General features: G+C 67.9%; 24 protein-coding genes. 8 read left to right on the forward strand and 16 right to left on the reverse strand.

Annotated features, from left to right (window positions below; all coding sequences use genetic code 11):
* The first annotated feature begins 12 nt into the window (after positions 1 to 12).
* The 4 genes from GGR66_RS20390 to GGR66_RS20405 all read left to right on the forward strand — a co-directional run bounded on the left by GGR66_RS20390 (position 13) and on the right by GGR66_RS20405 (position 5,368).
* Positions 13 to 1,344 carry an ABC transporter permease gene (locus tag GGR66_RS20390; protein ID WP_160969240.1) on the forward strand — a complete coding sequence of 444 codons (1,332 nt, stop codon included), beginning with the start codon at positions 13 to 15 and terminating at the stop codon, positions 1,342 to 1,344.
* Positions 1,341 to 2,576, forward strand: coding sequence for an FtsX-like permease family protein (locus tag GGR66_RS20395; RefSeq protein WP_184450429.1), 1,236 nt, complete (start codon positions 1,341 to 1,343; stop codon positions 2,574 to 2,576). The genes GGR66_RS20390 and GGR66_RS20395 overlap by 4 nt, the downstream gene beginning before the upstream one ends.
* A 102-nt stretch (positions 2,577 to 2,678) precedes the next feature.
* Positions 2,679 to 4,016 carry a sigma-54 dependent transcriptional regulator gene (locus tag GGR66_RS20400; RefSeq protein ID WP_184450315.1) on the forward strand — a complete coding sequence of 446 codons (1,338 nt, stop codon included), beginning with the start codon at positions 2,679 to 2,681 and terminating at the stop codon, positions 4,014 to 4,016.
* Positions 4,013 to 5,368 carry a HAMP domain-containing sensor histidine kinase gene (locus GGR66_RS20405; RefSeq protein WP_184450317.1) on the forward strand — a complete coding sequence of 452 codons (1,356 nt, stop codon included), beginning with the start codon at positions 4,013 to 4,015 and terminating at the stop codon, positions 5,366 to 5,368. The genes GGR66_RS20400 and GGR66_RS20405 overlap by 4 nt, the downstream gene beginning before the upstream one ends.
* A 355-nt stretch (positions 5,369 to 5,723) precedes the next feature.
* Here GGR66_RS20405 and GGR66_RS20410 read toward each other — a convergent pair whose 3' ends face one another.
* Together GGR66_RS20410 and glmU are read right to left on the reverse strand one after the other, a co-directional pair.
* Entirely contained in the window at positions 5,724 to 6,245 is a 522-nt protein-coding gene (locus tag GGR66_RS20410; RefSeq protein WP_184450319.1) for a GNAT family N-acetyltransferase, read from the reverse strand.
* 3 nt (positions 6,246 to 6,248) lie between these two features.
* The gene (glmU, locus tag GGR66_RS20415) at positions 6,249 to 7,616 is read right to left on the reverse strand and encodes a bifunctional UDP-N-acetylglucosamine diphosphorylase/glucosamine-1-phosphate N-acetyltransferase GlmU (protein WP_184450321.1); all 1,368 of its coding nucleotides are present in this window, start codon (positions 7,614 to 7,616) and stop codon (positions 6,249 to 6,251) included.
* 140 nt (positions 7,617 to 7,756) lie between these two features.
* On the opposite strand from glmU, the gene GGR66_RS20420 reads away from it, so the two are divergent.
* The gene (locus GGR66_RS20420; RefSeq protein ID WP_184450323.1) at positions 7,757 to 8,140 is read left to right on the forward strand and encodes a GtrA family protein; all 384 of its coding nucleotides are present in this window, start codon (positions 7,757 to 7,759) and stop codon (positions 8,138 to 8,140) included.
* A gap of 394 nt (positions 8,141 to 8,534) precedes the next feature.
* Here the strand turns inward: GGR66_RS20420 and GGR66_RS20425 are convergent, their stop codons facing one another.
* The 10 genes from GGR66_RS20425 to GGR66_RS20470 form a co-directional block, all read right to left on the reverse strand.
* Positions 8,535 to 9,113 (reverse strand): chorismate mutase, encoded by a 579-nt coding sequence (locus tag GGR66_RS20425; protein WP_184450326.1) that lies wholly within the window; start codon positions 9,111 to 9,113, stop codon positions 8,535 to 8,537.
* 307 nt (positions 9,114 to 9,420) lie between these two features.
* Positions 9,421 to 9,843, reverse strand: coding sequence for a F0F1 ATP synthase subunit epsilon (locus tag GGR66_RS20430; RefSeq protein WP_019796279.1), 423 nt, complete (start codon positions 9,841 to 9,843; stop codon positions 9,421 to 9,423).
* A 144-nt stretch (positions 9,844 to 9,987) separates the two neighbouring features.
* Complete coding sequence (gene atpD, locus GGR66_RS20435; RefSeq protein WP_160969252.1) at positions 9,988 to 11,394, reverse strand: F0F1 ATP synthase subunit beta; 1,407 nt, start codon at positions 11,392 to 11,394, stop codon at positions 9,988 to 9,990.
* A 145-nt stretch (positions 11,395 to 11,539) separates the two neighbouring features.
* Complete coding sequence (gene atpG, locus GGR66_RS20440) at positions 11,540 to 12,403, reverse strand: F0F1 ATP synthase subunit gamma (protein ID WP_048492349.1); 864 nt, start codon at positions 12,401 to 12,403, stop codon at positions 11,540 to 11,542.
* Between the two features lie 185 nt (positions 12,404 to 12,588).
* Complete coding sequence (atpA, locus tag GGR66_RS20445; protein WP_160969254.1) at positions 12,589 to 14,136, reverse strand: F0F1 ATP synthase subunit alpha; 1,548 nt, start codon at positions 14,134 to 14,136, stop codon at positions 12,589 to 12,591.
* Positions 14,137 to 14,283: 147 nt separating this feature from the next.
* Positions 14,284 to 14,811 carry a F0F1 ATP synthase subunit delta gene (locus GGR66_RS20450; protein ID WP_017910292.1) on the reverse strand — a complete coding sequence of 176 codons (528 nt, stop codon included), beginning with the start codon at positions 14,809 to 14,811 and terminating at the stop codon, positions 14,284 to 14,286.
* A gap of 1 nt (position 14,812) precedes the next feature.
* Complete coding sequence (locus GGR66_RS20455) at positions 14,813 to 15,283, reverse strand: F0F1 ATP synthase subunit B (RefSeq protein ID WP_017910291.1); 471 nt, start codon at positions 15,281 to 15,283, stop codon at positions 14,813 to 14,815.
* Between the two features lie 114 nt (positions 15,284 to 15,397).
* Complete coding sequence (gene atpE, locus GGR66_RS20460) at positions 15,398 to 15,697, reverse strand: F0F1 ATP synthase subunit C (RefSeq protein ID WP_010340497.1); 300 nt, start codon at positions 15,695 to 15,697, stop codon at positions 15,398 to 15,400.
* A 77-nt stretch (positions 15,698 to 15,774) separates the two neighbouring features.
* Complete coding sequence (gene atpB, locus GGR66_RS20465; protein WP_160969256.1) at positions 15,775 to 16,569, reverse strand: F0F1 ATP synthase subunit A; 795 nt, start codon at positions 16,567 to 16,569, stop codon at positions 15,775 to 15,777.
* Between the two features lie 26 nt (positions 16,570 to 16,595).
* Positions 16,596 to 16,961, reverse strand: coding sequence for an ATP synthase subunit I (locus GGR66_RS20470; protein WP_184450328.1), 366 nt, complete (start codon positions 16,959 to 16,961; stop codon positions 16,596 to 16,598).
* Positions 16,962 to 17,407: 446 nt separating this feature from the next.
* On the opposite strand from GGR66_RS20470, the gene GGR66_RS20475 reads away from it, so the two are divergent.
* A complete protein-coding gene (locus GGR66_RS20475) occupies positions 17,408 to 18,220 on the forward strand; it encodes a hypothetical protein (protein ID WP_160969258.1) in 813 nt (270 codons plus the stop codon).
* 135 nt (positions 18,221 to 18,355) lie between these two features.
* On the opposite strand, the gene GGR66_RS20480 is transcribed toward GGR66_RS20475, so the two are convergent.
* The 3 genes from GGR66_RS20480 to aceF all read right to left on the reverse strand — a co-directional run bounded on the left by GGR66_RS20480 (position 18,356) and on the right by aceF (position 22,388).
* Positions 18,356 to 18,655 carry a hypothetical protein gene (locus GGR66_RS20480; protein ID WP_184450330.1) on the reverse strand — a complete coding sequence of 100 codons (300 nt, stop codon included), beginning with the start codon at positions 18,653 to 18,655 and terminating at the stop codon, positions 18,356 to 18,358.
* Between the two features lie 49 nt (positions 18,656 to 18,704).
* Positions 18,705 to 20,501, reverse strand: a complete 1,797-nt coding sequence (lpdA, locus tag GGR66_RS20485) for a dihydrolipoyl dehydrogenase (protein WP_184450333.1) — start codon at positions 20,499 to 20,501, stop codon at positions 18,705 to 18,707.
* 132 nt (positions 20,502 to 20,633) lie between these two features.
* Complete coding sequence (gene aceF, locus GGR66_RS20490; protein ID WP_184450335.1) at positions 20,634 to 22,388, reverse strand: dihydrolipoyllysine-residue acetyltransferase; 1,755 nt, start codon at positions 22,386 to 22,388, stop codon at positions 20,634 to 20,636.
* A 220-nt stretch (positions 22,389 to 22,608) separates the two neighbouring features.
* Between aceF and GGR66_RS20495 the strand changes: the two genes are divergently transcribed.
* A complete protein-coding gene (locus tag GGR66_RS20495) occupies positions 22,609 to 23,352 on the forward strand; it encodes a hypothetical protein (RefSeq protein WP_184450337.1) in 744 nt (247 codons plus the stop codon).
* A 1-nt stretch (position 23,353) separates the two neighbouring features.
* Here GGR66_RS20495 and GGR66_RS20500 read toward each other — a convergent pair whose 3' ends face one another.
* On the reverse strand, positions 23,354 to 23,893 hold the full coding sequence (locus GGR66_RS20500; protein WP_184450339.1) for a DNA-deoxyinosine glycosylase: 540 nt from the start codon (positions 23,891 to 23,893) through the stop codon (positions 23,354 to 23,356).
* 182 nt (positions 23,894 to 24,075) lie between these two features.
* Between GGR66_RS20500 and GGR66_RS20505 the strand changes: the two genes are divergently transcribed.
* Positions 24,076 to 24,708 carry an OmpW family outer membrane protein gene (locus GGR66_RS20505; protein WP_184450341.1) on the forward strand — a complete coding sequence of 211 codons (633 nt, stop codon included), beginning with the start codon at positions 24,076 to 24,078 and terminating at the stop codon, positions 24,706 to 24,708.
* The last annotated feature ends 11 nt before the right edge of the window (positions 24,709 to 24,719 follow it).

Consider the following 24,719-nt stretch of genomic DNA (forward strand, 5'->3'; position numbering starts at 1 on the left):
AGGAGCTGTCGCATGTTGAACTATTATCTGCCGCTGGCCTGGCGCAGCCTGCGGCGTACGCCGGTCGCCACCGCGTTGATGGTGCTGGCGATCGGCCTGGGCATCGGCGCGAGCATGACCATGCTGACGGTGCTGCATGTGATGTCGCGCGATCCGCTGCCGGGCAGAAGCGCTGCGCTCTACACCCCGCATCTTGACCCGTTGCCGGCCAGTTACCCCGATAGCCAGGAGTGGAGCGATCCGGCTGACAACCTCACCTGGCCCGACGCCATGGCGCTGCTGCGCGCCGCCCCGGCCACGCCACAGGCGGCGATGACCGGCGGGCAGGCGTTGCTGTGGCCACCGCGCGGGGCCCAAGCGCCGCTCGACCTGAGCGGGCGCTACGCCAGCGCCGGGTTCTTCGCCCTGTTCGGCATCCCGTTGCAGCGCGGACGCGGCTGGAGCGCACAGGACGACCAGAACCATGCCCGTGTCATCGTGCTGAGCCGCACCCTGGCCGATACCCTGTTCGGTGCGCGCGACCCGGTCGGCCAGCGGGTGGCGCTCGGGGAAAAGCGCATCGGCTTCGAGGTGATCGGCGTAGCCGGCCCATGGAATCCGCAACCGCTGTTCTATGGCGATCCGGGCAGCAAGGGCAGTTTCGGCCAGCAGGACGATTTCTTCCTGCCGCTGTCGACCGCGATGGAACTGGCGCTGGACGTCAACGGCAACATCAGTAGCTGGGACAAGGTCAGCGGCGACGACGCGGCGCGATTAAAAGATCCTTCGACCAGCTGGCTGCAATTCTGGGTGCGGCTGGACACGCCGCAGCAGGTCGCCGACTACCAGCGCCTGCTCTACGACTATGCCGCGACACAACACGCCAGCGGACGCTTCCAGCGCCCGCCGGAGCGGGCACGACTGTATGCGTTGATGGACTGGCTGCGCCACCTGCGGATGGTGCCCGACGATGTGCGCCTGCAGACGCTGCTGGCACTGGGCTTCCTCTGGATCTGTCTGGTCAACGTGATCGCCTTGCTGCTGGCGAAATTCCTGCGTCGCGGCGGCGAGATCGGCGTGCGGCGCGCGCTCGGCGCCCGCCGGAGCCATGTGTTCCTGCAGTTCGGCAGCGAAGCCGCACTGATCGGGCTGCTCGGTGGCAGCTTGGGCATCGCGATCGCCGAGCTGGGCCTGTGGAGCGTGCGCCAGCGCCCGGACGACTACGCCAGGCTGGCGCGGATGGACCTGCAGATGCTGCTCGCCACCGTGGCGCTGGCGGTGATCGCCGCGCTGCTGGCGGGCCTGCTGCCCGCATGGCGGGCGAGCCGGATCAACCCCGCCCTGCAGATCAAGGACCTGACATGAATCTGCCGATCCGCCCCATCCTCTCCAGCCTGCAACATCACCGCCTCACCGCCACGCTGCTGGCGCTGCAGGTCGCGCTGACCTGCGCCTTCGTCGCCAACGCCGTGTTCCTGATCGGTGGGCGCATCGAACGGTTGCGGGTCCCCAGCGGCTTGCCGGAGCAAGAACTCGCGCTGATCTCGGTCCGCGGCGTCCAGAGCGATGGCAATGCGTTGGCCCAGCAACAATCCGATCTGCGGGCGTTGCGCAGCATCCCCGGTGTCACCGCAGCCGCCGCGATCGGCTTCAGCCTGCCGCTGTCCGGCGGCGCCAACGACTATGGCGGTTGCCCCGACCGGCAGACGCTGGACCGCGCGATGGCGCAGCATTCGATGGACAATACAGGGTGCATCCAGGCCACGTATTACGCCGGCTCGCAAGGTTTCGTGCAGGCCATGGGCGCGCACCTGATCGCCGGCCGCGACTTCCGTGCCGACGAATATTCCACCGCCTCGCCAAGCGCGGTGATCGTCACCCGCACGCTGGCGCAGCAACTGTGGCCAGGTCAACCTGCGGTCGGCAAAACGCTGTATGGCGGAGTCCAGGGCGCCATCGTCGTCGGCGTCGTCGACGATCTGCTGCGCACGACGCTGCGTGGCGCAACGGTCGACCATCTTGCCGCACTGTCGCCGCAGCTTCCCGCGGGCAACCACGTGCAATACCTGTTGCGCAGCGCGCCGCAGGACCGCGAACGGGTCCTGGCCGCAGCGGCCGGCGCGCTGGCAAAGGCGGGGCCGCTGCGGCTGATTCCGCGCGAAGGGCGCCGCAGCTACTCCCAGCTGCGGCAGCGCTATTTCCAGCGCGATGCCACCATGATCGGGTTGCTGCTCGCGGCGACCACGGGCCTGTTGTTCGTGACCGCCCTGGGCATCGGCGGCCTGGCCAGCTTCTGGGTGCAGCAACGCACGCGCCAGATCGGCATCCGCCGTGCCATCGGCGCGACCCGTCGCGACATCCTGTGGCATTTTCGGACCGAAAACCTGCTGATCGTGAGCGCCGGCAGCGCCGTGGGCATGGTGCTGGCATTGCTGCTCAATCACGCGCTTTTGCAGCGCTACGATCTGCCACGCTTGCCGCTGGTCTACCTGCCGGCCGTCGCTGCAGCGCTCTTGCTGCTCGGCCAGCTGGCGATACTGGCGCCCGCGCGCCGCGCCGCCGCGGTGCCGCCGGCAGTGGCCACGCGCAGTGTCTGAGCCAGCGATGCGCGGACACACGACAAGCCGGACGCAGGCTGCGATGATGCGGCCTGATCCGTTTTCCTCCACCGGCGCGCCGACCCGCGCCCAAGGTGCACGATGCCCTGCCTGCTGATCATCGACGACAACCCCGCGGTCGCCACTGCGCTGGAAGTGCTGTTCTCCCTGCACGACATCGACACCGTGTATGCCGACAGCCCGCAAGCTGGCCTACAGCGCCTGGGCGAAGGCGACATCGACCTGGTCCTGCAGGACATGAACTTCACCGCCGACACCACCTCCGGCGAGGAAGGCGTGGCCCTGTTCGAGGCGATCCGCACGCGCCATCCGGACCTGCCGGTGATCCTGCTGACCGCCTGGACCCAGCTCAGCAGCGCGGTGGAACTGGTCAAGGCGGGCGCCGCCGACTACCTGGCCAAACCCTGGGACGACCGCAAGCTGCTGACCACGGTCAACAACCTGCTGGAACTGTCCGAGACGCGCCGCGAACTGGAGCGCCGCCGCGACGGCGAGCGCCGCCATCGTCAGCAACTGGCGCAGCGCTACGACCTGTGCGGCGCGGTGTTCGCCGACCCCGCCAGCGAGCGCGCCATCGCCCTGGCCTGCCAGGTCGCGCGTTCGGAACTGCCGGTACTGATCACCGGCCCCAACGGCAGCGGCAAGGAGAAGATCGCGCAGATCATCCAGGCCAATTCCTCGGTGCGACGCGGCCCGTTCGTGGCGCTGAACTGCGGCGCGATCCCGGCCGACCTGATCGAGGCCGAACTGTTCGGCGCCGAGGCCGGCGCCTACACCGGCGCCAACAAGGTGCGCGAGGGCAAGTTCGAGGCCGCCGACGGCGGCACCCTGTTCCTGGACGAGATCGGCAACCTGTCGCTGGCCGGGCAGATGAAGCTGCTGCGGGTGCTGGAGACCGGCCGCTTCGAGCGGCTCGGTTCCAACCGCGAGCGGCAGGTCAAGGTGCGGGTGATCAGCGCCACCAACGCCGACCTGACCGCGATGATCCGCGAGGGCAGCTTCCGCGAGGATCTGTACTACCGGCTCAACGCGGTGGAACTGTCGCTGCCGGCGCTGGCCGAGCGCCCCGGCGACATCGTGCCGTTGGCCGAGCACTTCCTCTCCGGCGACAAGCCGCTGTCGTCCGGCGCCTGCCAGGCACTGCAGCGCCACGCCTGGCCCGGCAACGTGCGCGAACTGCGCAACGTGGTGCAGCGCGCCGAACTGCTGGCCAGCGGCGCGCAGATCGAGGCCGCCGACCTCAACCTGCCGAAGCCCGCGGCGCCGCGCATGACCGCCGCCGCCGAGCCCGACCGCGAGCGCATCGTGGCCGAACTGGGCCGCGCGCACGGCGTCATCGCCCAGGCCGCCGCCGAACTGGGCATGAGCCGGCAGGCGCTGTACCGGCGCATGGACCGCTACGGCATCCCGCGCGAATGAAACTGCGCCGCTCCTTCACAGCCATGCTGTTCCTGCGCCTGCTGCCGGTGCTGGCGCTGGCGGCGGCCTTGCCGTGGCTGCTGGCCTACTGGATGGACCGCGGCTGGGAAGTGGTGACGGCCTCGACGCTGGCCCTGCTGCTGCTGATGTGGTGGACGCTGCGCCGCGCCACCGCGCCAATGCGCTCGGTGTTCCGCGCCCTGGCCGGCACCGTCAGCAGCTATCGCGACGGCGAGTACAACTTCGGCGTGCACTGGCGCGGCGACGACGAACTGGGCGAGATGGTCGCCGCGCACGCGCAACTGGGCGAGATCCTGCGCGAGCAACGCCAGGGCCTGGCGCAGCGCGAGCTGATGCTCGACACCATGGTGCAGAACACCCCGGTGGCGATGCTGCTCACCTCCAAGGGCGGCGACGGCCTGCGCCGCGTGGTGTTCTCCAACCTGGCCGCGCGCAAGCTGCTGCACAGCGGCTGGAAGCTGGAAGGCCAGCGACTGGACGACCTGTTGCTCGGCGTGCCGGCCCCGCTGCGTGAGGCGATCTCGCGCGGCGGCGACAGCCTGTTTGCGATCGAGGGCGGCGACGAGGATCCGGACGAGGAGCAGATCTACCACCTGTCGCAGCGCCGCTTCCATCTCAACGGCCGCCCGCACGAACTGCTGCTGATCCGCCTGCTCACCGCCGAGCTGCGCCGCCAGGAAGTGCATACGTGGAAGAAGGTCATCCGGGTCATCAGCCATGAGCTCAACAACTCGCTGGCGCCGATCGCCTCGCTGGCGCACTCCGGCGCCGAACTGGTGCGGCGGCAGAAGGTGGAGCGGCTGGAAGAGGTGTTCGGCACCATCGAGGAACGCGCGCGGCACCTGGAAGGCTTCATCCGCGGCTACGCGCGCTTCGCCAAGCTGCCACAGCCGCAACTGCAGACGGTGCACTGGGCGCAGTTCCTGGCCGGGCTGCAGCAGCAGATTCCGTTCGCGCTGGACCTGGAGTCGCCGGACCTGCACAGCCGGGTCGATCCGGCGCAACTGCAGCAGGCGCTGCTCAACCTGGTCAAGAACGCGCACGAATCCCTGCCCGAGGGACAGACGCCGGCCGACGGCGTGCGCGTGCGTGTGTCCACACGCCCGGACTGGCTGCGCCTGGAAGTGCTGGACCGCGGCAGCGGCATGAACGAGGCGGTGCTGCACAACGCGCTGATGCCGTTCTATTCGACCAAGCGCAACGGCACAGGCCTGGGCCTGGCCCTGACCCGCGAGATCGTCGAAGCCCACGGCGGCCGCCTGTCGCTGCACAACCGCGACCAAGGCGGGTTGTGCGTGACGGTGCAGTTGCCGCAGGGGGAGCGGGGCTGAGTGTTTTTGGAGCCGGGATTGGGGATTGGGGATTGGGGACCCGGGACCCGGGACCCGGGACCCGGGACCCGGAGAGCGTAATCGCGGGTGAGGCTGCGGGTGATGATCTAGCTCGCGGCGAGGGCCGTCACTGTGGGTGTGGACGCGCACGACGCGTTCGATGCTGCGCCACGGTCGATGGCCAAGTGCTCTCTCACTCCGCGATGACCAGCGTGCATTCCTTGACCGTTGGTTCGACATCGGTCTTGCCGATGAAGCGACCATGGCCGGCGCGAGAAACGCGTTGGACGTGCACGACGTCCACTCGGCACCGTGCAACGCTACGCCCGCGACCGGGGGCGCCGATTGCCGCGCGTCAGCGCGACGGCAACGGACAACGCATCGCCACCCGCAGTTGCATCGGAAAACCGAGTGCGGCTTCCTGTTGCCAGGTGGCGCGCAGCTGCGGTCCCCACTGCGCAGGCGGCAGCTCGGCGAAGCCTTCGCTGGCGTAGAACGGGGCGTTCCACGGCACATCGCGCAAGGTCGTGAGCAGCATGCACGGGAAGCCGGCGGCCACGGCGACCGCGCGTGCATGCCGCAGCAGCGCCCGACCATGGCCGCGGCGCCCGGCATCGGGATCCACATCCATCTGTAGCACATGGAAGCCGTCGTCCAGGCGCCCGCCCAGCAGATAGCCGACGCAACGCTCGTCCTCGTCCACCGCCACCCAGAGCTGCCCGCGCGCCAGTCCGGCGCGCAACGCCTGCGTATCCAACGCATGCGCCGCGAATACGGCCTGCGCCGCATGGCCCTGCAGCAGGGCGCCGGCGCGCCGCTCGATTTCCGGCAACCGCGCCAGCTCGTGCTCGCGCGCCAGGCGGATGTGCCTGGCCATGCCTCAGTCGCGCTTGCCCGGGCGTTTCCAGCCCTCGACGGTTTCCTGCCGCACCCGTGCCACGCTCAGCTTTCCGGCCGGCGCGCTGCGGGTAATCACCGAGCCGGCACCGATGGTGGCGCCCTCGCCGATCTCCAGCGGCGCCACCAGCGCGCTGTTGGAGCCGACGAACACGCCATCGCCGATCACCGTCTGCGACTTGTTGACGCCGTCGTAGTTGCAGGTGATCACGCCGGCGCCGACGTTGACGCCGCTGCCGATGGTGGCATCGCCCAGATAGGTCAGATGATTGGCCTTGCTGCCGACACCGAGCACCGCCTTCTTGGTCTCGACGAAATTGCCGATGTGCACGCCATCGGCCAGCACCGTGCCCGGTCGCAACCGGGCGAACGGACCGATCTGCACCGCGCCCTCGGCCACTACGCCTTCCAGATCGCAATGCGCGCGCACCTCGGTGCCGGGCCCCAGCACCACGTCCTTCAGCCGCACGAACGGGCCGATGCTGACGCCGTCGCCCAGTTCCACCTCGCCTTCCAGGATCACGTTGGCGTCGATGCACACGTCGTGGCCGACACGCACGCGGCCGCGCTGGTCCAGGCGATGCGGGTCGATCAGCTGCACGCCCTGTTCGCACAGCGCACGCGCCGCGCGCAACTGCCAGGCGCGCTCCAGTTGCGTCAGCTGCCACGGATCGTTGGCGCCCTCGGCCTCGATCGGATCGGCCACCAGCACCATTTCCGCCGGAGTGAACTCGGCGGCAGCCGCGGCGAACACATCGGTCAGGTAGTACTCACGCTGCGCGTTGTCGTTGCGCAACTGCGCCAGCCAGCGCTTCAACGCAGTGGACTCGGCGGTGACGATGCCGGTGTTGATGGTGCGGATGCGCCGCTGCTCGTCGTCGGCATCCTTCTGCTCGACGATCGCCGCAACCTTGCCGGCGGCGTCGCGCACGATGCGGCCGTAGCCGGTGGGATCCTCCGGTTCGGCCACCAGCACCGCGACGCGGCCGGGCGCATGCAGCAGGCGGATCAGGGTTTCGGCGCGGATCAGCGGCACGTCGCCGTACAGCACCAGCACCGTGGCCGCGTCGGGCACGGCCGCCATCGCCTGCTGCACCGCGTGGCCGGTGCCCAGCTGTTGCGCCTGCTCGGCCCACAGCAGGTCCGGCTGGTCGGCGAAGGCCGCCAGCACCGCATCGCCGCCATGGCCATGGACGATGTGGATCGCATCCGGCTGCAGCTGGCGCGCGGTCTCGATCACGTGCGCCAGCATCGGCCGGCCGGCGATCGGCTGCAGCACCTTGGGCTTGACCGACTTCATCCGCTTGCCCGCGCCGGCGGCGAGGATCACGACGTGCAGTGGCAGGCTCATGGGGCGGTTCCGTTGCGGGTGGACGACGAATTCTAGAGGCTGCCGGCCACGCCTGCCGTCACGACCGCGCCACACGCGGCGGGCTGTACATCGACGCCGCAGGCGCTAGCATGCGCGATCGTCTCCTCCTGCGGATGTTCATGGGTCTCCTGCGCCAGGGCAGCCAGTTCCTGCTGATCGGCCTGCTGCAATTGCTGATCGACTGGAGCGTGTTCGTCGCCGCCACCGCGGCCGGCATGCCGACGGTGCCGGGCAACGTGCTGGGCCGCGTCTGCGGCGCCCTGCTCGGGTTCTGGCTCAACGGCCGCATCACCTTCGCCAGCGACGACGCCGCACGCCTGGGCTGGCGCCGCTTCGGCCGCTTCATGGCCATGTGGCTGGTGCTTACCGTGCTCAGCACCTGGCTGGTGGCGCTGTGTGCGCACGGGCTGGGCCTGCGCCTGGCGTGGCTGGCCAAGCCGCTGGTCGAAGGCATGCTGGCGGTGGTGTCGTTCTTCCTCGGCCGGCAGCTGGTCTACCGCTAGCGTTGGCAGCACGGCGGGCATACAGACGGCACGCCGCAGCGCGCAATCGGCATCGATGGCTGTCGGGGCTGAAGCCCCTCCCACAAGAGCCAGCGGATGCCGGGAGCGTCCCTGTGGGGGCGACTTCAGGGAACCTCGAATAACCACGCAGTCCCTTTGTAGGAGCGGCTTCAGCCGCGACAAGCTCTACCGGAAACGCCGGTCGCGGCTGAAGCCGCTCCTACGAGGATAAAGACATGTCCGGCTGCGCCGCGGCAACGAGCGTTATTAGAGAGACCCTTCAGTCGCGACGATCGAAGCCCGAACGACGGGCCCGCATCTGGGGCGCTGATCGCCAGAACAACTTCGCCTCCCTCCAACGCAGGCCATCCGTCGCCGGCCCGCTAGCGACCACTCAGTGGCAGAAATCGCCCAGGCTGCGCACCAGCGCGGTGCGGTGCAGCTGGTCCAACTGCCAGCGCAGCGCATAGGCCTCGGCCGCGCGCGCGGTCGTGGCCGGGCAGTCGGAGGCCTGGCGCACCGCGGCGCTGGCCTGCAGCGCATCCAGCATCTCGCCCTGCAGTTGGTCCAGGCGCGCACGCAGCGCGGTCAGGTCCGGGCGCGGGCTGTTGGGCGCACGACCGCGCAGGTGCCAGCGCGACAGCAGTTCGTACTGCACCAACTTGTTGGATTCGATCTGCATGCCGAAGAAGCGCGCCGCATCGTCCGGATCCACGCCGTGGGCCGGCGCCTGCTCGCGCACGCTCGCCAGCACCGCGGCCTCGCGCGTGGCGTCCAGCACCGGTTTGCCGCTGTCCCACTTGCTCAGCGCGACCTGGTCACCGATCGCATTGCGCTCGGCGATGCGATCCAGCAGCGGCTCCAGCGGGGTGGCGCTGCGTGCGGGCAAGGCGCATCCCATCAACAGGGCGCCGGCCAGCACGGCGGTCAACGCGTGCACGCAGGGACGAGGAACGGAAGCGGACAGGGGCATCTCGATTCTCCGGTAACCGTCTGCGGGTGGGGGATGGACCGCAGATCGGGCGGTCATCTTGCCGTAGTCCGCGGACCGAACGATGACCGCACTCGAGTCTTGTCGCATGACATCGCGGCCGAGTCAGCGACCAGCAAGCCAGCGCCGTGCGCTGCGTCGCATTCCGCATCGATGCCGCGACGACGATCCAGGCGCACGCGCGTGGACGCACCACGTAAGCGCGGAGCACCCATCTCCAGACACGACAACGCCGGCAAACGCCGGCGTCGTCGTCGTGCATGCGGCCGCCGGCCGCGTGGCACGGAACTCAGTGCTTGAGATTCTTGCGCAGGCGCTCCAGCGCCTGCAACTGCGCGGTGACCTCGGCCAGCTTGGCCTGCGCCTCGGCCACGTCCATGCCTTCGCCGCGGTTGGCGAGCAGGCGCTCGGCTTCTTCCTTGGCCTTTCGCACCGACGCCTCGTCGATGTCCTGCGCGCGGATCGCGGTGTCGGCCAGGATCGTCACCACCTGCGGCTGCACCTCGAGGATGCCGCCGGAAATGGCGAAGTCCAGCTGCTCGCCGCTCGGGGTGGTCACCACCACCTTGCCGGGCTTGAGCCGAGTGATCAGCGGCGCGTGCTTGGGCGCGATGCCCAGCTCGCCCAGTTCGCCGGTCGCGACCACCAGGGTGGCGTCGCCGTGGTAGATCTCATGCTCGGCGCTGACGATGTCGCAACGGATGGTGCTCATGATTACCTCGCTGGCGCGAGGCGGGATTGGGGAGTCGGGATTGGGGATTGGCACAAGCGGTCGCTCCGCTTGGTCCTCACACCCACTCCCTTGTCCTCGATGCCGCCTTGCGAATCCCTAATCCCGAATGCCGAATCCCGGCGCTTACGCCTTCTCGGCCATCTTCTTGGCCTTCTCGACCGCTTCCTCGATGCCGCCCACCATGTAGAAGGCCTGCTCCGGCAGGTGGTCGTACTCGCCGTCGACGATGGCCTTGAAGCCGCGGATGGTGTCCTTCAGCGACACGTACTTGCCCGGCGAGCCGGTGAACACTTCGGCCACGTGGAACGGCTGGCTGAAGAAGCGCTCGATCTTGCGCGCGCGCGACACGGCCTGCTTGTCCTCTTCGGACAGTTCGTCCATGCCCAGGATCGCGATGATGTCCTTCAGTTCCTTGTACTTCTGCAAGGTGGACTGCACGCGGCGGGCGGTGTCGTAGTGCTCGTGGCCGATCACGTTCGGGTCCAGCTGGCGGCTGGTCGAATCGAGCGGATCCACCGCCGGGTAGATGCCCAGCGAGGCGATGTTACGCGACAGCACGACGGTGGCGTCGAGGTGGGCGAAGGTGGTCGCCGGCGACGGGTCGGTCAGGTCGTCCGCGGGCACGTACACGGCCTGGATCGAGGTGATCGAGCCGGACTTGGTCGAGGTGATGCGCTCCTGCAGCACGCCCATTTCCTCGGCCAGGGTCGGCTGGTAGCCCACCGCCGACGGCATGCGGCCCAGCAGCGCCGACACTTCGGTACCGGCCAGGGTGTAGCGGTAGATGTTGTCGACGAACAGCAGCACGTCCTTGCCCTTGCCCGACGCGTCCTTCTCGTCGCGGAAGTACTCGGCCATGGTCAGGCCGGTCAGCGCGACGCGCAGGCGGTTGCCCGGCGGCTCGTTCATCTGGCCGTACACCATCGCCACCTTGTCCAGGACGTTGGAGTCCTTCATCTCGTGGTAGAAGTCGTTGCCCTCGCGGGTACGCTCGCCCACGCCGGCGAACACGGACAGACCCGAGTGCGCCTTGGCGATGTTGTTGATCAGCTCCATCATGTTGACGGTCTTGCCGACGCCGGCGCCGCCGAACAGGCCGACCTTGCCGCCCTTGGCGAACGGGCACATCAGGTCGATGACCTTGATGCCGGTTTCCAGCAGCTCGGTGGCCGAGGACTGGTCTTCATAGGTCGGCGCCGCGCGGTGGATTTCCCAGTGATCGCTGGCCTGCACGTCGCCGGCCTCGTCGATCGGACGGCCCAGCACGTCCATGATGCGGCCCAGCGTACCGGCACCGACCGGCACCGAGATCGCGCGGCCGGTGTTGGTGGCGATCAGGTTGCGCTTGAGGCCGTCGGTGGAACCGAGGGCGATGGTGCGCACGATGCCGTCGCCCAGCTGCTGCTGCACTTCCAGCGTGATGGCGGTGCCTTCGACCTTCAGTGCGTCGTAAATCTTCGGCACATCGGCACGCGCGAATTCGACGTCGACGACCGCGCCGATGATCTGAACGATCTTGCCCTGACTCATTTTGCTGCTCCGGTTAGCTTTAGTTCTGTCCGGATGGCCTGCGCCATCCCATGGATTTCGTGATTGGGGATTCGCGATTCGGGATTCGCAAAAGCGCGCTGCGCTGCTCTTGCCAATCCCGACTCTCCAATCCCGAATCCCGGCACTACACGGCCGCTGCGCCGCCGACGATTTCGGAAATTTCCTGGGTGATCGCAGCCTGACGCGCCTTGTTGTAGACCAACTGCAAGGTGCTGATCAGCTTGCTGGCGTTGTCGCTGGCCGCCTTCATCGCGACCATGCGCGCCGCATGCTCGGACGCCACGTTCTCCAGCACCGCCTGGTACACCAGCGACTCGATGTAGCGCGTCATCACGTGCTCGAGCACGGTCGCGGCATCGGGTTCGTACAGGTAGTCCCAGTCGTGGTGCGCGACCTGGCTCTCGGCCGCCGGCAGCGGCAGCAGCTGGTCGAAGCTGGCCTTCTGCGTCATCGTGTTGACGAAGCGGTTGTAGACCAGATACACGCGGTCCAGCTTGCCTTCGGTGAACGCGTCCAGCATCACCTTGATGACGCCGATCAACTGCTCCACGCGCGGCAGGTCGCCCAGGTGGCTGACGCTGCCGACCATGTCCACCTTGAGCCGGCGGAAGAACACCGAGGCCTTCTGGCCGATGGTGACCACGTCCACGCCCGCGCCCTGGTCCTGCCACTGGCGCACTTCGCCCAGCATCTTGCGGAACAGGTTGTTGTTCAGGCCGCCGGCCAGGCCGCGATCGGAGGAGATCACGATGTAGCCGACGCGCTTGACCGACTCGCGCTGCACCAGGAACGGATGCGTGTAGTCGGTGCTGGCCTGCGCCAGATGCCCGATCACCTGCTTCATCGCCTGCGCGTAGGGACGCGAGGTCTTCATCCGATCCTGCGCCTTGCGGATCTTGGAGGCCGAGACCATCTCGAGCGCGCGCGTCACCTTGCGGGTGTTCTGCACGCTCTTGATCTTGGATTTGATTTCGCGTCCGCCTGCCATTACTCGCTCGCTCCGCTCGTGGGATTCGGGATTCGGGATTGGGGATTCGCTAAAGCTCCCAAACCCACCTCGCCTACAAACCCAACTATCTGAATCTGAAGATCCGGAGCGGTGATCGGGATCGACCCATCCCCTGAACCACCGCTCTTACGAATCCCGAATGCCCAATCCCGAATCCCGGCTCTTTACCAGCTACCGGTGGTCTTGAACTCGCCGATGCCCTTCTTGAACGCGGCCTCGATGTCGCCGTTCCAGTCGCCGGTGTCGTTGACCTTGGCGATCAACTCGCCCTGGGTGTTGGCGAAGTGGGCGTGCAGGCCCTCTTCGAACGCCAGCAGCTTGTTGACCGGCACGTCGTCGAGATAGCCCTCGTTGACGGCGTAGATCGACAGCGCCTGGTTGGCAATGGACATCGGCAGGTACTGCTTCTGCTTCATCAGCTCGGTGACGCGCTGGCCGCGCTCGAGCTGCTTGCGGGTGGCTTCGTCCAGGTCCGAGGCGAACTGCGCGAACGCCGCCAGCTCGCGGTACTGCGCCAGCGAGATGCGGATGCCGCCGGAGAGCTTCTTGATGATCTTGGTCTGCGCGGCGCCGCCGACGCGCGACACCGAGATACCGGCGTTCACCGCCGGGCGGATGCCGGCGTTGAACAGGTCGGTTTCCAGGAAGATCTGGCCGTCGGTGATCGAGATCACGTTGGTCGGCACGAACGCCGACACGTCGCCGGCCTGGGTCTCGATGATCGGCAGCGCGGTCAGCGAACCGGTCTTGCCCTTGACCTCACCCTTGGTGAACTGCTCCACATAGTCCTCGGACACGCGCGCGGCGCGCTCCAGCAGGCGGCTGTGCAGGTAGAACACGTCGCCCGGGTAGGCTTCGCGGCCCGGCGGGCGCTTCAGCAGCAGCGAGATCTGGCGGTAGGCCACGGCCTGCTTGGACAGATCGTCGTACACGATCAGCGCGTCTTCGCCGCGATCCATGAAGTACTCGCCCATGGTGCAGCCGGCGTAGGCGCTGATGTACTGCATCGCCGCCGATTCGGAGGCGGTCGCGGCGACCACGATGGTGTGCGCCAGCGCGCCGTTCTCTTCCAGCTTGCGCACGATGTTGGCCACGGTCGAGGCCTTCTGCCCGATCGCCACGTACACGCACTTGATGCCGGTGTTCTTCTGGTTGATCACCGCGTCGATGGCCAGCGCGGTCTTGCCGGTCTGGCGGTCGCCGATGACCAGCTCGCGCTGGCCGCGGCCGATCGGGATCATCGCGTCGACCGACTTGTAGCCGGTCTGCACCGGCTGGTCGACCGACTTGCGCCAGATCACGCCCGGCGCCACGCGCTCCACCGGCGCGGTCTGGCTGGTGCCCAGCGGGCCCTTGCCGTCGATCGGCTCGCCCAGCGCGTTGACCACGCGGCCCAGCAGTTCCTTGCCGACCGGCACTTCCAGGATGCGGCCGGTGGTCTTGGCCACGTCGCCTTCGCGCAGGCTCTCGTAGTCGCCGAGCACCACGGCGCCGACCGAGTCGCGCTCCAGGTTCAGCGCCAGGGCGTAGGTGTCGTTCGGCAGTTCGATCATTTCGCCCTGCATCACGTCGGCCAGGCCGAAGATGCGCACGATGCCGTCGGACACGCTGGTGACCGTACCTTCGTTGCGCGACTCCGCGGCCAGCTTGACCTGCTCGATGCGGTTCTTGATCAGTTCGCTGATTTCGGAGGGGTTGAGCGTGGTTGCCATCTTGGTTTCCTTCGGATCGTCCATCGCGCAGCGGCGGATGGCGACGTGTGGTTAGCTTCTTTGAGAATCGGGAATGGGGAATCGGGAATCGCGGGTGGCGTCGCCGCCGGGCCGGGTTCTCTCCTCTCTATTCGCCATTCCCGTTTCTTAGTGGGCCAGTGCGGATTGCAGACGCGACAGCTTGCCTTTCAACGAACCGTCGATGACCACGTCGCCGGCGTCGATCACCGCGCCGCCGATCAGCGAAGCGTCCACCGCCGTGGTGATCTCGACCTCGCGGCCGAAGCGCTGCTTCAGCGCCACCTTCAGCGAGGCCACCTCGGCATCGCTCAGCGCCGTCGCGGAGGTCACGTTGGCCTGCACCACGCGCTCGGCCTCGGCCCGCAGCTGGTCGTACAGCCCGGCGATCTCCGGCAGCAGCGGCAGCCGCTGGCCTTCGGCCAGCAGGCTCAGGAAGCGCTGGTACTGCTCATCAGCGGCTTCCGGCGCCAGCAGCGACACCGCCTGTTCCCGCTGCAGCAGCGGGTTGTGCAGCAACGCGGCCACGCGCGGGTCGGCCGCGACCTGGGCGGAGAACGCCAGCGCCTGCGACCAGGGCGCGAGCTTGCCGGCGTCGCTGGCCGCGGCGAACGCAGCGCGAGCGTAGGGACGCGCCAGTGTGAGGGCCTGGCTCATCTCAGATCTCCGCCGCCAGCTCGTCGAGCAGCGCCTTGTGGGCGTTGGCGTCGATTTCGCGCTTGAGCAGCTTCTCGGCACCGCTCACCGCCAGCAGCGACACCTGGCGACGCAGATCCTCGCGCGCACGGTTGGCCGCGGCGTCGATCTCGGCCTGGGCCAGTTCCTTCTGCCGGTTGGCTTCGACGATCGCCTCGTGCTTGGCCGCCTCGACGATCTGATTGGCGCGCGCATGGGCCTGATCGATGATCTCGTTGGCCTTGATGCGGGCGTCCTTCAACGCTTCGTTGACCTTTTCCTGCGCCTGCGCCAGATCCTTCTGACTGCGATCGGCCGCGGCCAGGCCTTCGGCGATCTTCTGTTGGCGCTCTTCGATGGCCTGCATCAGCGGCGGCCAGATCTTGGTCGCGACGATCCAGATCAGACCGGCGAACGCCAGCGCCTGGGCAAAGAGGGTGAGACCGATATTCATGGGGTACGCTCAGCCAATGGTGACGGGGTGGACGCGCCGCCAGCACGGCAGCGCGTCCGAACCTTCATCCGTAGCGGCGGCCGCCGGTGGCGACCGCACGCCGGTACGACGGGATCAACCGCCCTGCGGCAGACGCGCGACGAACTCGCCGATCATCGGGTTGGCGAATGCGAACAGCAGGCCGACCGCGACGCTGATGATGAACGCGGCGTCGATCAGGCCGGCGGTGATGAACATGCGGACCTGCAGCACCGGGATCAGTTCCGGCTGGCGCGCGGCCGATTCCAGGAACTTGCCGGCCATGATGGCCAGACCGAGGCCGGCGCCCAGCGCGGCCAGGCCGATCATGATGCCGACGGCGAGGACGGTGGAGCTCTGGACTTGGGCGAGGTTGGTCAGGACGGCGAAGTACATGGTTTTCTCCAGGAACAAAGTTGCTTGAGGATGGTGAATCGAACGAAGGGTTGCTTAGAACGCGTGAAACAGAAACGTCAGTGGCTGTCTTCCGCCAGGCTCAGATACACGATGGACAGCATCATGAAAATGAACGCCTGCAGCGGAATCACCAGCAGGTGGAACAGCATCCAGCCGAAGCCGAACGCACCGCCGGCCAGCGCGCCGAAGATGCCGGCACCGCCGAGCACCCAGATCAGCAGGAACACGATCTCGCCGCCGAACATGTTGCCGAACAGTCGCATCGCCAGCGACACCGGCTTGCTCAGCCACTCGACGATGTTGAGGATCAGGTTGAACGGCAGCATCCACTTGCCGAACGGCGCGGTGAGGAATTCCTTGGCCATGCCGCCCACGCCCTTGGAGCGCAGCGAGAAGAAGATCATCAGGAAGAACACGCTGATCGACATGCCCAGGGTGGCATTGACGTCGGCGGTCGGCACCGGCTTCCAGTAGTGCACGCCGGCCCAGCTCAGCGGGATCGCCAGGAAGTCCGCCGGGATCATCTTGATGAGGTTCATCATCAGGATCCAGAAGAACAGGGTGATTGCGATCGGGGTCACCAGCTTGCTGGTGCCGTGGTAGGTGTCCTTGGCCTGGCGGTCCACGAACTCCAGCAGGATCTCCACGAACGCCTGCCACTTGCCCGGCACGCCGGCGGTGGCCTTGCGCGTGGCCAGCCAGAAGCCGAACACCATCAGCAGGCCGGACAGCACCGACATGACCATGGTATCGACGTGCACCTGCCAGAACCCGCCTTCCTGCACCTGGAAGGTGAGGTTGTGCAGATGGTGCTGGATGTAGGAGGTAGGGGTTTCTGCCTCGCCCGCCATGTGTCCTGAGCCTTTTCTTGATTCGATCAACGTCTGGCCAGAGCCAGAACCTGGAACATCAGCCCGACGGCGATACCCGCCAACAGGGCCAGAGGAGGCAGCCGCCACCAGGCAAAGCCCAGCGCCAGTACCGCGAACACCAACACCCACTTCAGCACCATGGCCACGATCAACCGCGCCAATGCCGAACCCGCCGCCTGCACACCGCCATTGAGCGCGGTACGTGCTGCCAGCCATCCCCCTGCCACGGTCGCCAGCCCGGTTGCGGCAGCGCCCATCGCGTACTTCGGCCCCAGCAGCAAGAACAGCAGGGACATCACGGCCACCGCCACCAGCGGGTAAATCGCTGCGCGCAGCATCAGCCGCCGACCCGCATCAACGGAGTTCAGCACAGAAAATCCTGCATTTGGTGGTGGATTGAGGACGGCTTCGCGTCCGTCGAGCCGCGGAATTATAGCAATGGGACAATTTGCGAGACAACCGCCAGTGGTCCTGACCGCGCCCGAATGCCCATCCGCCCGTAGACGATAGCACGGCCGTCGCCCACGGCCGGCGCCGAATGCGGCGTTGCAACACGTCTTTGCGGAGGAACTTTCTGTCCACTGCCCTGTCTGATCGGACAGGGACTGCGCCCATCCTCGTCGGCCCACAGCGCAGGCCCACCGAGCCCCGGTCTTTCCGGGGCTCTTTTCGTTGCGCGTTCTGGGACGTGGGTGGCGACACGGGCAACCATACTTTCACGAATGGTGGACGCGGATTTAAGGATAGTGACGCCACGCGCTGGCGCCAGCCATCGACGACCTATCCCAAGAACCCAAGACGACGGAGCTTGTCCCCCATGAAACACTTGCTTGCCCTGGCGCTGCCGTTCGCGCTCGCCGCCGCTTACGCCACGCCCGCCCACGCCGAAGACGGCGACGACCGCTTCACCCTGCGGGTGGGCGCGATGAACGTGGACAACGACAACACCCTGCGCGGCAATGCCGTAATCAATGGTAACGCCATTTCCGGCGCGCAGGACTTCAATTTCGGCGGCAAGGAATGGGAGCCGCGCGTGGATGGCGTGTTCCGCCTCAGCACCCGCCAGCGCCTGATCTTCGACTACTTCAAGTACGACAAGGACCGCCGCGAAGAGCTGGGCGAGGACGTCAGCTTCGGCGGCGTGACCGTGCCGACCGGCAGCTTCGTCAAGGGCGAACTGAAGTACCAGGTCGCCAGCCTGGTGTACGACTACTCGGTGATCGACAACCCGCAGTTCAGCATGGGCCTGCAGATCGGTGCCGAGTGGGCCAAGGTGCAGGCCAACGCCTACGCCGACCTGGGCCCGGTGTACGCCGGCACCTTCCTGGACGAGAGCGAGGACGGCGCCGCGCCGGTGGTCGGCCTGCGCTTCACCGCGCACCCGAGCGAGCACTGGCTGTTCAACATCCAGGGCCAGTACCTCAACACCAAGTGGGGCAACTTCGACAAGTACGACGGCGACCTGAGCCGCGCCAACGCCATCGTCGAATACCGCTTCACCCGCAACTTCGGCATCTTCGCCGGCTACGACTGGTTCAAGCTCGACGTGGACCGCAAGCGCGACAATGCCAGCATCGGCCTGAAGCAGGAATTCAAGGGTCCGGTCGCGGGCGTGACCTTCGCGTTCTGATTGGTTCGGGACCCGGGACCCGGGTCCCGCAAGCAGCTTCATGCAGAACCCCGCAGCGATGCGGGGTTCTGTCGTTTAACGGGTACGTGGTCAAGGCCGGCGCGGCGACAGCCGCGTCGCGCAGCCGACACACACTCAGGGCGGCTTGGTCGCCCCCGCCACCAGCAGATGCTGGTGCGTCGTGCAGTAGCACTCGTCGTGCCAGCCGTAATGCGGATCGGTGCAGATCGCGTGCTGCACCACCGCCGGCAGCGACGCCACGTCGCTGCGCAAGTCGCGCTTCAACGACACGAATACCGAGCCCGGCTGCGGCCAGTCGGTCCGGCGCGGCGGCTCGGCGATGCGGTTGCCGCCGGCCAGTTCGCGCTGCAGCAGCGCCTGCAGTTCGGGACATAGATTGTCCTGCCCCACAGCGACCTCCGTGCGTCGGCTCACCCCGGCCGCGACCGCACCGCACGCGGCGGCACGGTCGCGCGGGGCGGCATCACTTCTTCTTGGGGATGTACAGGTCGGTGATGGTGCCGTCGTAGACCTCGGCACTCATGCCGACCGACTCGCTCAGGGTCGGATGCGCATGGATGGTGTGGCCGATGTCCTCGGCCTCCGCGCCCATCTCGATCGCCAGGCCGATCTCGGCCAGCAGGTCGCCGGCGTGCACGCCGACGATGGCGCCGCCGATGACCCGGTGCGTCTCCTCGTCGAAGATCAGCTTGGTGAAGCCCTCGGTGCGGCCGATGCCGATGGCGCGGCCGCTGGCCGCCCACGGGAACTTGGCCACGCCGACCTTCAACCCCTTGGCCTTGGCCTCGGTCTCGGTGACGCCGACCCAGGCGATTTCCGGGTTGGTGTAGGCCACCGACGGAATCACCCGCGCCACCCACTCCTTCTTCTCGCCGGCGGCCACTTCCGCGGCCAGCTTGCCCTCGTGGGTGGCCTTGTGCGCCAGCATCGGGTTACCGACGATGTCGCCGATGGCGAAGATGTGCGGCACGTTGGTGCGCATCTGCCGGTCGACCGGAATGAAGCCGCGCTCGGTGACGTTGATGCCGGCCTTGTCGGCGCCGATCTTCTTGCCGTTGGGCGCGCGACCCACCGCGACCAGCACGCGGTCGTAGGTGGTGGCGGCCAGCGCCGGCGTTTCGCCCGCGGTAGCGGCTTCGAAGGACACGGTGATGCCCTTCTTGTCGGCCTTGACCTCGGCCGCCTTGGTCTTGAGATGGACCTCCACGCCCTGCTTCTTCAGCCGGTCGGCCAGCGGCTTGACCAGGTCCTTGTCGGCGCCCGGCATCAGCTGGTCCATGAACTCGACGACGGTGACCTTGCTGCCCAGCGCGCTGTACACGGTGGCCATTTCCAGGCCGATGATGCCGCCGCCGACCACCAGCAGGGTCTTGGGGATGTCCTGCAGTTCCAGCGCGTCGGTGGAGTCCATCACCCGCTTGTCGTCCCACGGGAAATTCGGCAGCTTCACCGCCTGCGAGCCGGCAGCGACGATGCAGTGCTCGAAACGCAGCAACTGGGTCTTGCCGTCGGCGCCGACGATCTCCAGTTCGTTCGGCGACACGAACGACGCCACGCCGGTGACGGTGCGCACCTTGCGCTGTTTGGCCATGCTGGCCAGGCCACCGGTGAGCTTGCCGACCACCTTCTCCTTGTACTCGCGCAGCTTGTCCAGGGTGATCTTCGGCTTGCCGAAGTCCACGCCGAAGTCGCCGGCATGGGCGACCTCGTCGATCACCGCGGCCGCGTGCAGCAGCGCCTTGGAGGGAATGCAGCCGACGTTGAGGCAGACGCCGCCGAGGCTGGCGTAACGCTCGATCAGCACCGTGTCCAGGCCCAGGTCGGCAGCGCGGAACGCGGCGGTGTAGCCGCCAGGGCCGGCGCCGAGCACCACCATCTTGCATTCGATGTCGGCGGGCTGGCCGCTGGCCAGCGCCGGCTTGGGCGCCGGCGGCTCGGCCGGCGCGCGGTGCGACGGCGCCACCGGCGGCTTGCTGGCCGGCACCTCGGCCGGGGCCGCGGCGGGCGCGGCCGCGGCGCCGTCCGCGGTCTCCAGCAGCGCGATCACCGCGCCCTCGGACAGGATGTCGCCAAGCTTGACCTTCAGTTCCTTGATCACGCCGGCGGCCGCGGACGGCACTTCCAGCGTGGCCTTGTCCGACTCCAGCGTCACCAGGCCCTGGTCCTTCTTCACCGTGTCGCCGACGGCGACCAGCACCTCGATGACCGGAACGTCGCTGTAGTCGCCGATATCCGGGACCTTGACCTCAATGACCGCCATGCAGCTTCTCCTGTGGCCCATCGCCGCGGCGGTGGGCGTTTGCAGTTCGTCGGCGCGACCGCGCAAACACGCGGCGCGCGCAAGTGGGGGAAAACCGGCACCGCGACGGACGCGGCGCCGTGACGGCAGGGCTTACAGCAGCACGCGGCGCATGTCCGCCAGCACCTGGCTCAGGTAGGTGGTGAAACGCGCGGCGGCAGCGCCGTCGATGACGCGGTGGTCGTAGCTCAGCGACAGCGGCAAGAGCAGCTTGGGCGCGAATTCCTTGCCGTTCCAGACCGGCTGGATCGACGACTTGGACACGCCCAGGATCGCCACTTCCGGCGCATTGACGATCGGGGTGAAGGCGGTGCCGCCGATGCCGCCGAGCGAGCTGATCGAGAAGCAGCCGCCGCTCATGTCGGCCGGGCCCAGCTTGCCGTCGCGCGCCTTCTTGGCCAGCTCGCCGCTCTCGCGCGCCAGCTCGACCACGCCCTTCTTGTCCACGTCGCGGATCACCGGCACCACCAGCCCGTTCGGGGTGTCGGCGGCGAAGCCGATGTGGAAGTACTTCTTCAGGGTCAGGTTCTCGCCGCTGGCATCGAGCGAGGCGTTGAACTCGGGGAACTGCTTCAGCGCCGCGGCGCTGGCCTTGAGCAGGAAGGCGAGCATGGTCAGCTTGATGCCGGCCTTCTCGTTTTCCTTGTTCAGCGCCACGCGCAGGGCTTCCAGGTCGGTGATGTCGGCCTGCTCGAACTGGGTGACGTGCGGGATCATCGCCCAGTTGCGCGCCAGGTTGGCGCCGGAGATCTTCTTGATCCGCGACAGCGGCTTGACCTCGACCTCGCCGAACTTGGCGAAGTCCACCTTCGGCCACGGCAGCAGGTTCAGGCCGTTGCCGCCGGCGGCAGGCGCGGCACCCGCAGCGGCCGGCGCGGCGCCGGACAGCGCCGCCTTGACGTAGCGCTGCACGTCGTCCTTGCTGATGCGGCCGCCTTGTTCCGAGCCACTGACCTGGAACAGGTCCACGCCGAGTTCGCGGGCGAACACGCGCACCGCCGGGCTCGCATAGGGCACCTTCTGCGGCAGCACGCTGTCGGCGTCGAACGCCACCGGCGGGCTGCTCTGGGTGGCGGACGGCGCGGCGGCCTTGGCCGGCGCCGTGGCCTGGACCTGGGCGATTTCGCGCTGGGCCAGCTTGTCCGGCGCAGAGGAGGTCGGCACCGGCTCGACGCCGCCGCCGGTCTCGGCGCTGGGCTGGATCGCGGGCGCGGAGGGTGCGTCGGCATCGCTGCCGGCCACTTCGATCAGCGCCACCACCTTGCCCTCGGACAGGCTGTCGCCGACCTTGACCTTGAGTTCCTTGACCACGCCGGCCACCGACGAGGGCACTTCCATCGTCGCCTTGTCCGACTCCAGGGTGACCAGGCTCTGGTCTTTCTTGACCGTGTCGCCGACCGCGACCAGCACCTCGATCACCGGCACGTCGCTGTAGTCGCCGATGTCCGGCACCCGCGCCTCGACCACGCCGCCCGCCGCGGCAGCGGCCGGCGCCGGCTTGACCGCATTCTGCGAGGGTGCGGCGGCCGGGGCGGCGGCCTGCTGGGCCGGCGCGGGCGTGGCCTTGGCGGCTGCAGGCGCAGCGGGTGCGGCACTGGCGCCACCCTCGGCCACTTCGATCAGCGCCACCACCTTGCCCTCGGACAGGCTGTCGCCGACCTTGACCTTGAGTTCCTTGACCACGCCGGCGAACGGCGACGGCACTTCCATCGTCGCCTTGTCCGACTCCAGGGTGACCAGGCTCTGGTCCTTCTTCACCGTGTCGCCGACGGCCACCAGCACTTCGATTACCGGGACGTCGCTGTAGTCACCGATATCGGGGACAAGTGCTTCCTTGATTTCGGCCATGCGGGCAACTCCGGCAACTAATGAGGGGGAAACCCCTATTGTGGCGGCCCGCAGCCGCAGCGCCAACCTTTGCCGGGCAAAAAAGCCCGATCGCCTGCGCGGCGCGCGACTGCCGGCGGACAGTACGCCGGCGCATGTTGCGCGCCCGCGGCGCCAACCGCCGGTGCGCCGCCTTCACGGAGCCGCCGCTAGGCTCGCCGCAGATTTCCGGAGGGCAGGCATGCGGATCCTGGTGCTGTTGATGGCGTTGGCGATGCCGCTGGTCGCCTGGTTCGGGCAACGCGGCGCGTTCGGCCCGACCAACGGCGCCATTTCCGACCGCTACCCGACCCTGATCGTCGCCGCCGGCTACGCCTTTGCGATCTGGGGCGTGATCTTCCTGCTCGACCTGGCCTTCGGCCTGTGGCAATTCAGCGCGCGGCGCCGCCGCGGCAGCGCGCTGGCGCAGGTGCGGGCACCGGCCGCGCTGGGCTTCGCGCTGACCGCGGCGTGGATGCCGGTGTTCTCCCAGCAGCACTTCCTGCTGGCGCTGGCGGTGATCTGGACCGCGCTGGCGGCGATGCTGCTGGCCGCGCTGCGGCTGTCGCGCGATCGGGCGACCGAACCGGGCCAGACCCTGTGGGCCTGGCTGCCGCTGTCGCTGCATGCCGGCTGGCTGTCGCTGGCGGCGTTCCTGAACACCGCGCAGGTGGTCGTGGCCTACCGCTGGCTCTCGACCGAGCGGATGCTGCCGTGGAGCCTGGTGCTGTTCGCGCTGGCGGCGGCGCTGCTGCTGGGCATGAACCGGGCGATGCGCGGCAATCTTGCCTATGCGGCGGCGGCGCTGTGGGCGCTGGCCGCGGTCTACGTCAAACAGGCCGGCAGCACGCTCGCCGGTGCGCAGACCGCGGCCTGGGTGGCGCTGCTGCTGGCCGCCGCGCTGGCGCTGCAGACCCTGTGGCTGCGCCTGCGCGCGCGGCGCTGAGTCAATCGTCCGTCACGGCCGGGCGCAGCCAGTGCTGCAGCGGCGACCATGCCTGCAGCAGGCGCGGCCAGGCGAAGGCGGCATTGGCCGGACTGCTGGAAGGCAGCGCCAGCAGCACCAGCGGCGGATCGCGCAGCGGCAGTTGCGGCTGCACGAAGCGCGCGAACGCCTGCGCCGCCGCCGTGCCGTTGCAGGCGATGACGCGCAACTGCGGCAACTGCGCGATGCGTTCGGGCAAGGCATTGAGGACTTCGCTGCCGCGCACGATCGCCGCATCCAGGCTGCCACGGCGTCGGCACTGGCCGATCACGTCCCACAGGCCGACGCCGGCGGCGTGCAGCGCCTGCATCCGCGCTTCGGCGTCCAGTGCCACATCGAAACCGCACAGCGCCGCCATCAGCGGCCAGAACCGGTTGCGTGGATGCGCGTAGTAACGCGCCTGCTGCAACGACGCCGCGCCTGGCATGGAGCCGAGCACCAGCACCCGGCAATCGTCGCGTATCTGCGCGGGCAGACCCTGCAACAGCGGCTGCGTCGTCACGTCGCACACATCAGGATGAACAGCCAAAAGCCTTAAAACCTCGTTATTTCAAGCATCAGGCGCAAGTGCCTGAACGTCGCCTGCATTGGTCTGGCGAGGGTCGGCGACGATTCATCTTCTCATCGATACGGTGTGCGCGCCCACTCCCGTGGCCCCACAAGAAAAAGATGAGGAGATACCCCATGCGGTCCATTCAGATCCTGAGCCTGGCTGTCGTGTCCGCCCTTGCGTTTGCGCCCGCCGCATTCGCACAGGATGCCGATACCGCGTCCGGCAAGCATTTCTCCGTCGTCGGCAGCGCGACCCTGCTCGACACGCACTCCAAGCCGGCGGCCGGCCTCGACGTCGATGGCGGCCCGGCGCCGACCATCAGCGCCAGCTGGCTGATCAACGACAACTGGGCGGTTGAACTGTGGGGCGCTGCCGACAAGTTCAACCACCGCGTCAAGGCGGACGGCGTTGGCAAGGTCGGCACCGTCGAACAGCAGCCGATCGCGCTGAGCGGCCAGTACCACTTCGGCCAGGCGGACAACGTGTTCCGTCCGTTCGTCGGCGTCGGTTACTACGAGTCCAACTTCAGCAACGAGAAGATCGACGCGCTTGCCGGTACCGGCCAGCACGTGAGCCTGGACACCGCCAAGGGCGCCATCGGCACCGTCGGCGTGGACATGAACATCAACTCCACCTGGTTCGCCCGTGCCGATGCGCGCTACATGCATTCGCGTCCGGAAGTGAAGGTGGCCGGCGAAGGCACCGGCGAAGACCTGAAGCTGGATCCGTGGCTGTTCAGCTTCGGCGTCGGCGCGCGCTTCTAAGCGTTTCGTCT

Origin of the sequence: Xanthomonas sp. 3498, from assembly GCF_014199795.1 — a bacterium.
Lineage (GTDB): Bacteria > Pseudomonadota > Gammaproteobacteria > Xanthomonadales > Xanthomonadaceae > Xanthomonas_A > Xanthomonas_A rydalmerensis.